Genomic DNA, 13,293 nt, shown 5'->3' on the forward strand with positions numbered 1-13,293 from the left:
GCCCTTACTCCAGCCCGTCCAGCAGCTCGTCGACCTTTTCCAGGGTCAGACGCTCATGGTAGTGACCGTTGATGACCATCATCGGTGCGCCACCGCAGCCCGCCAGGCACTCTTCCTCGCGCTTGAGGTAGACGCGGCCGTCCGGGGTGGACTGGCCGTGCTTGATGCCCAGCTTCTTCTCGCAATGGCGCACGATGTCTTCGGCGCCATTGAGCCAGCAGCTGATGTTGGTGCAGATGGCCACGTTGTTGCGGCCCACCTTCTCGGTCTCGAACATCGAGTAGAAGCTGGCCACTTCGTAGGCCCACACCGGCGGCAGGTCCAGGTACTTGGCCACGCCGGCGATCAGCTCGTCGGTCAGCCAGCCCTCGTTCTGCTCCTGGGCCGCATGCAGGCCCTGCAGCACGGCAGAGCGCTTGCGGTCCGGCGGGAACTTGGACAGCCAGTGATCGATGTGAGCGCGGGTCTTGTCGCTCAGCACTACCATCGGGTCGACGTCGCGCGCCGCCTCGAAATTACCTGTCGCCTTCATCGGCCGACCTCAGCGAAATGCATAACGTGAAATTCCAGAGACTGCGGCGCCGGCTTGCGCCGGCTGCCTGCAGCGGGCGTTGGCGTGGCGGACGGCATTACCGGTCAACCTCGCCGAACACCAGATCGTAGGTACCGATCATGGCCACCACGTCGGCCAGCATGTGGCCACGCACGATCGAATCGATCGAGGACAGGTGGGCGAAGCCGGGGGCACGCAGGTGCACGCGGAAGGGCTTGTTGGCGCCATCGGAGACCAGGTAGCAGCCGAACTCACCCTTCGGGGCCTCCACCGCCGAATAGGTTTCACCGGCCGGCACGCAATAGCCTTCGCTGAACAGCTTGAAGTGGTGGATCAGCGCTTCCATGTCGTCCTTCATGTCCTCGCGCCTGGGCGGAGCGACCTTGAAGTTCTTCACCATCACCGGGCCCGGGTTGGCCTTCAGCCACGCCACGCACTGCTTGATGATGCGGTTGGATTCGCGCATTTCGGCAACGCGGACCAGGTAACGGTCGTAGCAGTCGCCTTCCTTGCCCAGCGGGATGTCGAAATCGACGGCATCGTACTTGGCGTACGGACGCTTCTTGCGCAGGTCCCAGGCAACGCCCGAGCCGCGCAGCATCACGCCGGTCATGCCCCACTGGTGGGCCAGTTCCGGGCTGACCACGCCAATGCCGACCGTACGCTGCTTCCAGATGCGGTTGTCGGTCAGCAGGGTTTCGTATTCATCGATACGCTTGGGGAACTCGACGGTGAAGTTCTCCAGGAAGTCCAGCAGCGAGCCTTCACGCGAAGCATTGAGCTGCTTCAGCGCCTTGCCCTTGTGCCAGCGCGATTCCTTGTACTTCGGCATGTGGTCCGGCAGGTCGCGGTAGACACCGCCCGGACGGTAGTACGCCGCGTGCATGCGCGCGCCGGAGACGGCTTCGTAGCAATCCATCAGCTCTTCGCGTTCGCGGAAGGCGTACAGCATGACCGCCATGGCGCCCAGATCGAGCGCGTTGGAGCCCAGCCACATCAGGTGGTTCAGGATGCGGGTGATTTCGTCGTACATGGTGCGGATGTACTGCGCACGCTCGGGCGCTTCGATACCCATCAGGGTTTCGATCGCGCGCACGTAGGCGTGCTCGTTGCACATCATCGACACGTAATCCAGGCGATCCATGTAGCCGATCGACTGGTTGAACGGCTTGGACTCGGCCAGCTTTTCGGTACCACGGTGCAGCAGGCCCACGTGGGGGTCGGCACGCATGATGGTTTCGCCGTCCATTTCCAGGATCAGGCGCAGCACACCGTGGGCGGCCGGATGCTGCGGGCCGAAGTTCATGGTGTAGTTGCGGATTTCCTGCCGGCTTTCGGCGGGGTTGCTGGCGAAGGCTTCGCCAGCCTGGTGTACGTGGCTCACTTCACTGCCTCCTGCGCGCGCTCACCTTCTGCGGTCTGCAGACGGGCGTCGTCGCGGATCACGCGCGGCACGCCGACGCGCGGCTCCACCGAGGTGACCGGTTCGTAGATCACGCGCTTCTTTTCTTCGTCGTAGCGGACTTCGACGTTGCCGATCAGCGGGAAGTCCTTGCGGAACGGATGGCCGACGAAACCGTAGTCGGTCAGGATCCGGCGCAGGTCCGGGTGACCTTCGAAGATCACACCGTACAGGTCGAACGCTTCGCGCTCGAACCAGTTCAGGCCCGGCCAGATGCCGGTCAGCGAGGACACCACCGGCATTGCTTCGTCAGGGGCGAAGCAGCGCAGGTGCAACATCAGGTTGTGCTGGTACGAGCGCAGCTGGGCGACCACGGCGAAACGCTGGGTCGGCATGTGCTGCGGGCGGGCGCCATCGGCACCGTTCTCTTCGCTGGGGAACTCGCCCCAGGCGAAGCGGCCCTGCGCCTTGCCTTCCACGCCACGGCTGAAGCCCTGCGAGGAAACGTCGGCGGTGTCCCATTCGTCCGAGCCATAGCCCAGATAATCGACGCCGCACAGGTCCACGGCCTGCTCGAAACCAAACTCGTCACGCAGCGCCAGGGCAGTGGCGTGCCACTGAGCCGCAGGCACCTCCAGCGTCACTTCGCCGCGGGGTTCGACCACGATGACCTTCGCACCAGCGAAACGTGCGGAGAGTCGGTCGATGAAGGATGCTTGCTCTGCCATGGGGGCTTGGCGCGCTCTTGTCAGGTGAAAAGGGTCAGCGGGCGATGGTCTGTGTACGCCAGATCTTCTTCTGCAGCTGCAGGATCCCGTACACCAGCGCCTCGGCGGTCGGCGGGCAGCCCGGGACATAGACGTCCACCGGCACCACGCGATCACAGCCGCGCACGACAGAATAGGAGTAATGGTAGTAGCCGCCGCCATTGGCGCAGCTGCCCATCGAGATGACCCACTTCGGGTCCGGCATCTGGTCGTAGACCTTGCGCAGCGCCGGGGCCATCTTGTTGACCAGGGTGCCGGCCACGATCATCACGTCGGACTGACGCGGCGACGGACGGAACACCACGCCGTAGCGGTCAAGGTCCAGACGCGCCGCACCGGCGTGCATCATTTCCACCGCACAGCAGGCCAGACCGAAGGTCATAGGCCACATGGAGCCGGTGCGCGCCCAGTTCAGCAGGGCATCGACACTGGTGGTGACAAAGCCCTTTTCCAGCAGGGGGTTGTCGCCTTCCGGCCGCAGGATGTCATCCACCCGCCCTTCCGGGACCGGGTTGTTCATGAGGCCATCGAGAGTCTGAATCACTCCCATTCCAGCGCTCCCTTCTTCCAGACGTAAATGAAACCGAGGAACAGCATGCCGACGAACAGGCCCATGGTGACGAGCGAACGGGCGCCCAGCTCCATGAAGACCTGGGTCCACGGCACGATGAAGATGATTTCCAGGTCGAAGACGATGAACTGGATCGCGATCAGGTAGTAGCGCACGTCGAACTTCATGCGCGCGTCTTCGAAGGCCTCGAAGCCGCATTCGTACGGCGACAGCTTTTCCAGATCGGGGCGGCGGGGGCCGAGGAATCGACCAATCAGCATCAGCGTGATGCCGATACCGGTGGCGACGATCAGAAACAGCAGAGACGGCAAATATTCGGCCAGCACAGCGATTCTCTCTTGCCTCTGCCGCCGCGCCTGCAGGCGCTTTGGCATGGGGGAGTGGACGGGAAACGGCTGGCGCATTGCGCGCCAGGAGAACCCGCTTTACTTACAAATGGTGCCCAAGAGGGGACTCGAACCCCTACGACCTAAGTCGCTACCACCTCAAGGTAGTGCGTCTACCAATTCCGCCACCTGGGCAAACGATCACATCAGTCAGACAACCCGATGCGCCGCGTATTGTAACCGGCTTCAGTCTTTCTGGGAGCCTTCGGACGGCTTTTCTTCACCAGAAGTGGAAGTTTCCGCCTGAGCCGGCACAGTGGCGGCCGGAACCGGCGCCGCCGGGACCTCCGCAGCCTTCGGCGCAGCCGGCAGTTCACCCGCCGGAACGGCCGGGGCGCTGGCCGCCGGGGCGGACATCAGGCCCAGGTCCTGGTCGGCCGCCGGACGGGTGCCATGGCCGGCGTACCAAGCCATGAACAGGCTGATGCCGAAGAACACCACGGCCAGCCACTTGGTGGACTTGGACAGGAAGTTGGACGCGCCGCGCGCGCCGAACACAGTCCCCGAGGCGCCAGCACCAAAGCCCGAGCCCGCTGCCGCGCCCGAGCCACGCTGCATCAGGATCAGCGCGATCATGGCTACGGCCACCAGCACGTAGACGACATTGAGGATCAACATCAGCATTGGAAATCCGCCCTCGGACTGTTAGGCCGACGCTGAGCCGGCTGTCTTGACTAAATGTGTGCCGCCGCCTGCGCGATGGCCAGGAAATCCGCGGCCACCAGCGAGGCGCCGCCGACCAGCCCACCATCGACATCCGGCTGCGCGAACAGTTCCCCGGCATTGTCGGGTTTCACGCTACCGCCGTAAAGAATGGGCAGTGAATCGGCGATTCTAGCATCCATGCGCGCGACTTCGCCACGAATGAAGGCGTGCACCTGCTGGGCCTGCTCCTTGCTGGCGGTCCTGCCGGTACCGATGGCCCAGACCGGCTCGTAGGCCACCACGGCGTTGGCAAACCCCTCGGCGCCGACAAGCGCCAGCACCGGTGCCAGCTGGCTGGCGATGACCGCTTCGGTCTGCCCGGCCTCGCGCTGTTCCAGGGTTTCACCCACGCACAGCACCGGCACCAGGCCGGCGTGCAGGGCCGCAGCGAACTTGCGGGCGACCAGCTCGCTGCTCTCCTGGTGGTACTGGCGGCGCTCGGAGTGGCCGACCAGGCCGTAGCGGGCGCCGACCTCGTGCAGCATGGCCGCACAGACCTCGCCGGTGTAGGCGCCCTTTTCATTGCTGCTGACGTCCTGGGCACCAAACACCAGGCCGGTCTCGCCGAAGTCCTCGACCAGCTCGCCCAGGTACGGCAGCGGCGGCAGAATGACCACCTCCACCCCGGCCTTGGGCAGCCCGGCGGCCACCTGGCCGAGCAGCTCGGTGGCGAATTGACGGCTGCCGTGCAGCTTCCAGTTTCCGGCGACGATCTTGCGGCGCATGGCGGTGGCTCCTGTATGAACTCAGCCGCCCATGATACCCGCTATGGCAAAAATCCGTTTCCGTGTAAGCGGTTACATGGATTTTCAGCCAACGGCGCAGCCCCTCGTGGCGGGGCGGTTGGGTTGGTCGCGAACGGCCCGGTGGGTTTTATTGGGTTGGCCGGGCGGGTGGGCCGCGCAGGGGACGCTGCAAGTACGTCCTTGTAAGCTCGTAGGCGCCATCCATGGCGCCTGCGCCCCTGCGCAACCCACCCGCCCGGCCCCTGACACATTCCAGCGGTTCCGCCCGCCACGGAAAGAAAAAAGAAGAGCAGGAGCAAGAGCAGAAGCGGCATTCCGGGTGGGTTCCGGGGTCAGATCCCTTTTCCGCAGGAAAAGGGATCTGACCCCTCCCCGTTCGCCCCTCACAGATTTCATCCACGCATGGCGTGGATCTACCGGAAACGGGATTGACCCACCGTCACCGGGAAACCGTCGAAGGCGGGGAGGTGTCGGATGGCGGGGTGTCCGCGGCATGGATGCCGCGGCCAAGCCCCCATGGATGGGTTAACGGCGTCCCCGCCATCCGACACCTCCCCGCCTCCCCACGGAACACCCCAGAGCTGCTCTGGCTCTGGCTCTGGCCTCTGCGGGTGCAGGGTGCAACCCTGCAAAGAAAAAGGCCGCCTTTCGGCGGCCTTCTCATTACTTCAGCTTGATCTCGCGCAGGCGCTCTTCCAGGAAGCCGTGGGCGGTGATCGGCTCCGGGTAGCGGCTGGGGTTTTCCGGGGTGATGCACGAGGGCAGCACGTCGATCAGGAAGTCCGGGTTCGGGTGCAGGAAGAACGGCACCGAGTAGCGCGGCTGGCGGGCCAGCTCGCCCGGGGGGTTCACCACGCGGTGGATGGTGGACGGGTACACGTGGTTGGTCAGGCGCTGCAGCATGTCGCCGATGTTGACCACGATGGTGTCGGCGTCCGAGGTGAACGGCACCCACTGGCCATCATGCGACTGCACTTCCAGACCCGCGGCACTGGCACCGACCAGCAGGGTGATGAAGTTGATGTCGCCATGGGCACCGGCACGCACGTTCGGAATGTCGTCGGTGGTGATCGGCGGGTAATGGATAGGGCGCAGGATCGAATTGCCGAAATTGGTCTTGTCGGCGAAGAAGTCCTCCGGCAGGCCAATGTGCAGGGCCAGCGCCGACAACACGCGCGAACCCAGGTTGTCCAGCGCCTGGTACAGGCCGTAGCCGCGCTCGCGGAAGCCCTCGACCTCGGTCGGCCACAGGTTCGGCGCCATCACGTCACGGTACTTGGAGTCATCGGCGATCTCGCGACCGATGTGCCAGAACTCCTTCAGGTCGAAGTGCTTGGAACCCTTGGCGGTTTCCACGCCGAACGGGGTGTAGCCGCGGGCGCCGCCGCTGCCAGCCACGTGGTACTTGCGCTTGACCTCGTCCGGCAGGGCGAAGAAGGCCTTGAAGACATCGTAGGCCGCGTCGATGTCGGCCTGCGGGATGCCGTGGTTGCGGATGCCCGCGAATCCCCATTGGCGGTAGGCCGCGCCCAGCTCGGCCACGAAGGCCTCGCGGTCGCTGTCGAAACGGGTGATGTCGAGGGTGGGGATCTGGCTCACAGCGGTTCCTGGCTTGTCGTGGGTCTGTTCGGCCCGACAGCTGTCTGTGGGCCACCTGAACATTGTGACAGATCGGCCCAATTCCCACACCGATACATTGAAACAAACCGATACAATGCGCCGCCCCGCGCGCCTTGACGCTCTCGTCACACGCGCCCCCCCCTGCCCCTGCTGAACCCCGTCGTCGCCATGGATGCCGCTCCCTTCAACGCCCCCTCCCCGCCCGTCCAGGGCGCCGATCGCCGCTGGCAGCGGCTGGCGTGGTGGTCCTTGTTCATTGCCGGCAACGCCGTGCTGGCGGCGCTGATCGCGCTGGGCAACATTCCCGTGCGCGACAACCCCGGCGGTGCGCTGGGCCTGACCTACCTGTCGGTGGCACTGCCCGGCCACCTGCTGGCGCTGGGTGCGGTGGCAGGCCTGCTGCCGTTGGCGCTGGGGCTGTGGCCACGGCGCGCGCGCATTCTGACGGTTTCGGCCATCGTGATGCAGGGCCTGTGGCTGTGCCTGTTGCTGGTGGATGCCAAGGTCTTCGCCCTGTACCGCTTCCACATCAATGCCATGGTCGCCAACATGGTGTTCGGCGGGGCCCTGCACGACCAGGTGAGCCTGTCCTGGAAGACCTGGCTGCAGGCGATCGCGATGATCAGCGCCCTGTTCGGCGCGCAGGCCCTGCTGGCCTGGGCCTGCTGGAAGCTGCTGCCGGCGGCGCGACTGCGGCGCCGGGTGCTGCAGGCCTGGGCAGTGGTGGCCGTGCTGATGGCCGGCGGACAGGTGGCCACGGCCTACTACGACGCGCTGGGCGAACGTGCGGTCATCAGCCAATGGAACTACCTGCCCTGGGCCCAGCCGATCACCGCCAAGAGCTTCATGCGCCGGCTGGGCGTGGTCAGCCAGCCGCAGGCCGGGCTGCCCGACCCGCGCCATGCGCAGCTGAACTACCCGCTGCAGCCGCTGCGCTGCCAGAGCCACCAGCGCCCGAACGTGCTGATGGTGGTGCTGGAATCACTGCGCAAGGACGCACTGACGCCGCAGTTCATGCCCAATACGGCTGCGCTGGCGCAGTCTTCGCGCGTGTACCTACAGCACTTCAGCACCGGCAATGCCACCCGCTACGGGCTGTTCGGCCTGATGTACGGGCTGCCCGGCGGCTACTGGCCCACCATGCTGGCCGAGCAGCGCGGGTCGCAGCTGTTCAAGGTGCTGCAGCAGCAGGGTTACGACCTGCACCTGTACGGCAGTGCGCCGCTGTACAGCCCCGAGTTCGACCGCACCGTGTTTTCCGATGTGCGCAGCCAGCTGCACCAGGGCCCGCGCGATCGCGATTCGGCCGGGCGTGACCGCGCCATCGTCGAATCGCTGCAGCAGGACATCGTGGCCAGCCAGGCGGGCAAGCGCCCGTGGTTCGGCTTCGTCTTCCTCGATTCCACCCATGCGCCCTACCACATGCCCGCCGACTACCCGGCGGTCGCCCAGCCCATGGCCGAGGACATCGACTTCCTGAAGTTCGGCCCGGATCACGACCCGACTCCGGAATTGAACCGCTACCACACCGCCGTGCACTACGCCGACAGCCTGGTCGGGCGGCTGCTGGAAACGCTGCGCGCGCAGGGGCTGGACGAGGACACCATCGTGCTGGTCACCGGTGACCACGCCGAAGAGTTCAACGACCTGGGCCTGAACTACTGGGGCCACAACGGCAACTTCTCCGACTACCAGCTGCAGGTGCCGTTCGTGCTGCACTGGCCTGGGCAGGCGGCCGCGCAGGACGCCCGCACCAGCTCGCACGAAGACTGGGTACCGACGCTGATGCGCCACGGCCTGGGCTGCGAGAACGCACTGGCCGACTACAGCACCGGCCAGGACCTGCTGGCCGAACCGCAGGGCACCCGTTCGCTGGTGGTGGAAAGCTGGTCGCAGCGCGCGGTGCGCCACGGCGATGCGATCCACGTGTTCGACAAGTTCGGCAACGCCACCACGCTGGACCGCCGCTACCACCCCTTGCCGCAGCAGGCGCCGGACCCGGCCAGCCTGCGCGCGGCCTGGGAAGCGCTGACCCGCTTCCGCAATCGTTGAACCACAGGACGGCTTCAACCATGACTCGCCCGCTGCGCATCCTGCACACCGAGGCCGCCACCGGAATGGGCGGCCAGGAGATCTACATTTTCCGCCACATGCAGGCCATGCGTGCGCGCGGCCACGAGGTGGCACTGCTGTGCCAGCCCGGTGCGCGCCTGGCCGGCCTGGCCCGCGATGCGGGGTTCACCGTGCATACCCTGCGCATGGGCGGCCTGGCGCGCCTGCTGCGCGGCATCTGGTCGGTGGCACGCCTGGTGCGCCGTGAACGCTACGACGTGGTCAACACCACCAGCCGTCGCGACGCCCTGATCGCCGCCGCCGGCGCGCGCCTGGGCGGCACGCCGCTGGTGGTGCGCTCGCGCCACCTGATGAGCCCGGTCAATTCATTGCTGACCTACACCGGGCTCCCGCACCGGGTGCTGACCGTCAGCAGTTTCGTCAAGCAGCTGCTGGCCGAGCGCGGCGTTCCCGCGGCCAGCATCGGCATCGTGCCGCCGATTGCGGTGCCGCCGCAGTGGAGCGACATCCGCAAGCCCGACCCGTGGCAGTGCCTGCAGGACGTGCGCGCCGAGGTGCGCGCTGAACTGGGTTTCAGCGCCGACGATATCGTGGTGGGCTGCGTGGCCGTGCTGCGCGAACCCAAGGGCCATGCCGACCTGCTGCAAGCCATCGCACCGCTGTGCCAGGCCAACCGCAACCTGCACCTGGTGGTGGTGGGCGATGGCGAACCGGTGATGGCCCGCCTGCAGGCCCTGCGCGATGCACTGGGGCTGCAGCAGCAGGTCCACCTGCTGGGCTACCGCGACGGCGCCTGCCGGCTGATGGCCGGCTTCGACATCTTCGCCCTGGCCTCGCACAAGGAAGCGGCCGGCACGGTGTTCCTGGAAGCGGCGTTCGTGGGCGTGCCGATCGTGGCCACGCGCGTGGGCGGTGTTCCAGAAATGGTGGTCGATGGCAGCAACGCGCTGCTGACGCGGCTGGGCGACCGCGCCGCATTGACAGCCGCGCTGCGCCTGCTGGTGGATGACCCCGAACGCCGCCGCCTGATGGGCCGTGCCGGCTGGGACTGGATGCGCAGCGCGCACCGGTTCACCCCGGCCGGCCACGGCGAAACCACCGAATACTATTATCACCAGTGGCTGAAGGAGCTGGGACATGGCTGACGCACGAACCGTACCGGTGCTGATGCACCATCACGTAAGCCCGTCGCCGGGCATGATCACCGTGTCGCCGGAAAACTTCGAAAGCCAGATCGCCTGGCTGGCGCGCGAAGGCTGGACCTCGCTCACGCTGGACCAGTACGCCGGCTTCCTGGCCGGCAAGCCGGTGCCCCGCAAATCGATCGTGATCACCTTCGACGACGGTTACCTGGACAACTGGGTGTATGCGCACCCGATCCTGCAGAAGTACGGCATGCACGCGGTGGTGTTCGTGGTGACCGGCTGGATGGGCGAAGGCCCGGTGCGCGCACATGCCGGCGTGGCCGGAGCCGAGCTGCCGCCGACGCCGGACCACCGCGGCTGCGAGACGGCGATCTTCCAGGACAACCGCTGCGACGATGTGATGATGCGCTGGAGCGAAGCACGCGCCGCCATCGAGGCAGGCACCTTCGAGGTGCACTGCCATACCCACACCCATACCCGCTGGCTGCAGCGGCAGGACCTGGACCGCGCGCAGCGACGCGATGGCATCGACCAGGACCTGGCACGGGCGCGGCAGGTGCTGCAGGCGCAGCTGGGCGAAGTGTCCGACACCCTGTGCTGGCCGTATGGTGATTTTGACCAGGACCACATCGAGGTCGCGCGCGCACATGGGTTCCGCTACCTGCACACCACCCATCCGTTCGGCCGCAACGTGGTCGGTGGCGATCCGGAACGCATCTATCGCTTCGCGATCCGCAACCGCCCGGCCAGCTGGCTGCGCAAGCGCATCGCGCAGAGCTACCACCCGCTGCTGGCGCCGATCTTCAACGGCTTCAAGGCACGCCAGAAGAAAATGGTGCCTGGGCCCTAGGCATTGCCTGCATTTGTGCGCGGCGGAAACGAAAACGCCCCGGCTTGCCGGGGCGTTCTGCATTATGCAGGCTGAGCCGAAGGTCAGGCCGTTGCGGCGGATTTCACCGCGCCCGACAGCCGGTCCAGGGTGTCCTGCATCAGGGTGGCGTCGTCGGCTTCCACGGTAACGCGCACTACCGGCTCGGTGCCGGAGGGACGCAGGAACGCACGGCCACGGCCACTGACGGCCTGCTGTGCTTCCACCAGTGCCGACTGCACGCTGTCGGCCTGTACGGTGGCCTTGGCCGATACATCGCCCAGTCGCACGTTGACGGTCTTCTGCGGCACCTTCGACAACGGCTGCAGCGCCTGGCGCAGGGTCTGCCCGCTGCGCTTGAGCGCCACCAGCACCTGCAGCGCACTGACGATGCCATCGCCGGTGGTGGCGCGGTCCAGGCACAGCAGGTGGCCGGAGGCTTCGCCGCCGAGCACGCCGTTGCCCTCGATCAGCGCCTGGTGCACGTAGCGGTCGCCCACGTTGCTGCGCTGGAACGGAATCTGCAGCTCGGCCAGCGCCTTTTCCAGGCCGTAGTTGCTCATCAGGGTGCCGACCACCGGACCACGCAGGCGGCCTTCGGCCTGCCACGCGCGCGCCAGGATGTAGAGCAGGTCGTCACCGTCGACCGGGGTACCTTGGTCGTCGGCCATCAGCACACGATCGCCGTCGCCGTCGAAGGCGATGCCCAGGTCAGCGCCTGTCTCGCGTACCTTGGCGGCAAGGTTGTCGATGTGGGTCGAGCCCACGCCGTCGTTGATGTTCACGCCGTTGGGTTCGCCACCGATGCCGATGACATCGGCACCCAGCTCGCGGAACAGCAGCGGCGCGATCTGGTAGGTGGCGCCGTGTGCGCAGTCCAGCACCAGGCGCACGCCACGCAGATCGAACGAACGCGGCACGCTGGCCTTGCAGAACTCGATGTAGCGGCCCACCGCTTCACGGGCACGCGAGGCCTTGCCCAGCTGCTCTGATTCGGCCGTGGTGAACGGCACGTCCAGCGCCGCTTCCAGCGCCAGTTCGGTGGCGTCATCCAGCTTCTCGCCCTGGGCGGAGAAGAACTTGATGCCGTTGTCGTAATGCGGGTTGTGCGAGGCACTGATGACGATGCCGGCATCCACGCCCAAGGTACGGGTGAGGAAGGCCACGGCCGGCGTGGGCATCGGGCCCAGCAGCTGCACGTCGGCACCGGCGGCGACCAGGCCCGCTTCCAGCGCGGCTTCGAACATGTAGCCGGAAATGCGGGTGTCCTTGCCGATCACCACGATCGGGCGACGCCCATGCGCGCCGCGCTGGGCCACCAGCACACGGCCCAGGGCATTGCCCAGGCGCAGCACGAAATCGGCCGAAATCGGGCTCTGGCCGACGCGCCCGCGGATGCCGTCGGTACCGAAGTACTTGCGGCCTCCCATCAAGCCACCTCCGGCCGCGGCTGACGGCCGAGCATGGCCAGCAGATCGGCCAGGCGGTCACGCATTTCGCGGCGGTCGCAGATCTGGTCGATGGCACCGTGCTCGAGCAGGAACTCCGAGCGCTGGAAGCCTTCGGGCAGCTTTTCGCGCACGGTCTGTTCGATCACGCGCGGGCCGGCGAAGCCGATCAGGGCCTGCGGTTCGGCGATGTTGATGTCGCCCAGCATCGCAAACGAGGCCGACACGCCACCGGTGGTCGGGTGGGTCAGCACCGAGATGTACGGCAGGCCGGCCTCGCGCAGCTTGCCCAGCGCGGCCGAGGTCTTGGCCATCTGCATCAGCGAGAACAGGCCTTCCTGCATGCGCGCGCCGCCACTGGCGGAGAAGCACACGTAGGGGGCGCCGATTTCCAGCGCGGTTTCGGCGGCCAGCGCGAAGCGCTCACCCACCACCGAGCCCATCGAACCGCCCATGAAGGCGAAATCGAACGAGGACGCCACCAGCGGACGGCCCTTGAGCAGGCCGCGCATGGCGATCAGCGCGTCGTACTCGCCGGTGTTCTTCTGCGCGATCTTGATGCGCTCGCTGTACTTCTTCTGGTCCTTGAACTTCAGCAGGTCGGTCGGCCCCAGGCGCGCCGCGATCTCGGTGGTGCTGTCCGCGTCAAACAGCGCGGCCAGGCGCGCGCGGGCGCGGATCGCCATGTGGTGGCCGCACTTCGGGCAGACCTCCAGGTTTTCTTCCAGCTCGGGGCGGTACAGCGCGCTGCCGCAGCTGCTGCACTTTTCCCACAGGCCCTCGGGGACGCTGCGCTTCTTGCTGGGGGTGTTGTCGGTGCGGATGCCGGACGGCATCAACTTGCTGAGCCAACTCATGCGGGAGGACACTTCCGTTCAGGGCGGCCCGAAGGCCGCAAAGGCCGACAGTCTAGCGCCGCTCCCCCTGCCCGTGCACCCCCGCGTGATTGCCGGGGGTTCGGAAAAAACCATGCTGTGACGTACGTTTAGCGCGACAACGCTGCGCGCGC

General features: G+C 66.5%; 13 protein-coding genes and 1 tRNA gene. 3 read left to right on the forward strand and 11 right to left on the reverse strand.

Going from position 1 to position 13,293, the window contains the following annotated elements; translation table 11 throughout:
- Positions 1–4 precede the first annotated feature (4 nt).
- The 9 genes from nuoE to C1932_RS13595 all read right to left on the reverse strand — a co-directional run bounded on the left by nuoE (position 5) and on the right by C1932_RS13595 (position 6,729).
- Positions 5–532, reverse strand: coding sequence for an NADH-quinone oxidoreductase subunit NuoE (nuoE, locus tag C1932_RS13555; RefSeq protein ID WP_108750221.1), 528 nt, complete (start codon positions 530–532; stop codon positions 5–7).
- Between the two features lie 97 nt (positions 533–629).
- The gene (locus C1932_RS13560; protein WP_108762524.1) at positions 630–1,937 is read right to left on the reverse strand and encodes an NADH-quinone oxidoreductase subunit D; all 1,308 of its coding nucleotides are present in this window, start codon (positions 1,935–1,937) and stop codon (positions 630–632) included.
- The gene (locus C1932_RS13565; RefSeq protein WP_108762525.1) at positions 1,934–2,683 is read right to left on the reverse strand and encodes an NADH-quinone oxidoreductase subunit C; all 750 of its coding nucleotides are present in this window, start codon (positions 2,681–2,683) and stop codon (positions 1,934–1,936) included. Before C1932_RS13565 ends, C1932_RS13560 begins: the two co-directional genes overlap by 4 nt.
- Positions 2,684–2,717: 34 nt before the next feature.
- Complete coding sequence (locus C1932_RS13570) at positions 2,718–3,272, reverse strand: NADH-quinone oxidoreductase subunit B (protein ID WP_079222612.1); 555 nt, start codon at positions 3,270–3,272, stop codon at positions 2,718–2,720.
- Entirely contained in the window at positions 3,263–3,619 is a 357-nt protein-coding gene (locus C1932_RS13575) for an NADH-quinone oxidoreductase subunit A (protein WP_079222613.1), read from the reverse strand. The genes C1932_RS13570 and C1932_RS13575 overlap by 10 nt, the downstream gene beginning before the upstream one ends.
- 110 nt (positions 3,620–3,729) lie before the next feature.
- A tRNA-Leu gene (locus C1932_RS13580) sits at positions 3,730–3,814 on the reverse strand.
- Positions 3,815–3,865: 51 nt separating this feature from the next.
- Complete coding sequence (gene secG, locus C1932_RS13585; protein WP_108750224.1) at positions 3,866–4,303, reverse strand: preprotein translocase subunit SecG; 438 nt, start codon at positions 4,301–4,303, stop codon at positions 3,866–3,868.
- Between the two features lie 50 nt (positions 4,304–4,353).
- A complete protein-coding gene (gene tpiA / locus C1932_RS13590; protein ID WP_108753695.1) occupies positions 4,354–5,109 on the reverse strand; it encodes a triose-phosphate isomerase in 756 nt (251 codons plus the stop codon).
- Between the two features lie 684 nt (positions 5,110–5,793).
- Positions 5,794–6,729 (reverse strand): 2-oxoglutarate and iron-dependent oxygenase domain-containing protein, encoded by a 936-nt coding sequence (locus C1932_RS13595; protein ID WP_108750226.1) that lies wholly within the window; start codon positions 6,727–6,729, stop codon positions 5,794–5,796.
- 189 nt (positions 6,730–6,918) lie between these two features.
- On the opposite strand from C1932_RS13595, the gene C1932_RS13600 reads away from it, so the two are divergent.
- The 3 genes from C1932_RS13600 to C1932_RS13610 are packed head-to-tail and all read left to right on the forward strand — an operon-like array spanning position 6,919 to position 10,818.
- Complete coding sequence (locus C1932_RS13600; protein ID WP_108762526.1) at positions 6,919–8,802, forward strand: sulfatase-like hydrolase/transferase; 1,884 nt, start codon at positions 6,919–6,921, stop codon at positions 8,800–8,802.
- A gap of 20 nt (positions 8,803–8,822) precedes the next feature.
- Positions 8,823–9,968, forward strand: a complete 1,146-nt coding sequence (locus C1932_RS13605) for a glycosyltransferase family 4 protein (RefSeq protein WP_108762527.1) — start codon at positions 8,823–8,825, stop codon at positions 9,966–9,968.
- Complete coding sequence (locus C1932_RS13610) at positions 9,961–10,818, forward strand: polysaccharide deacetylase family protein (protein ID WP_108762528.1); 858 nt, start codon at positions 9,961–9,963, stop codon at positions 10,816–10,818. Before C1932_RS13605 ends, C1932_RS13610 begins: the two co-directional genes overlap by 8 nt.
- An 83-nt stretch (positions 10,819–10,901) precedes the next feature.
- Here C1932_RS13610 and glmM read toward each other — a convergent pair whose 3' ends face one another.
- Positions 10,902–12,266, reverse strand: coding sequence for a phosphoglucosamine mutase (glmM, locus tag C1932_RS13615; protein WP_108762529.1), 1,365 nt, complete (start codon positions 12,264–12,266; stop codon positions 10,902–10,904).
- Positions 12,266–13,141: an acetyl-CoA carboxylase, carboxyltransferase subunit beta gene (gene accD / locus C1932_RS13620; RefSeq protein WP_108750230.1), complete on the reverse strand. Its 876-nt coding sequence runs from the start codon at positions 13,139–13,141 to the stop codon at positions 12,266–12,268. Before accD ends, glmM begins: the two co-directional genes overlap by 1 nt.
- Between the last annotated feature and the right edge of the window lie 152 nt (positions 13,142–13,293).

The organism is Stenotrophomonas sp. YAU14D1_LEIMI4_1, assembly GCF_003086815.1.
Lineage (GTDB): Bacteria > Pseudomonadota > Gammaproteobacteria > Xanthomonadales > Xanthomonadaceae > Stenotrophomonas.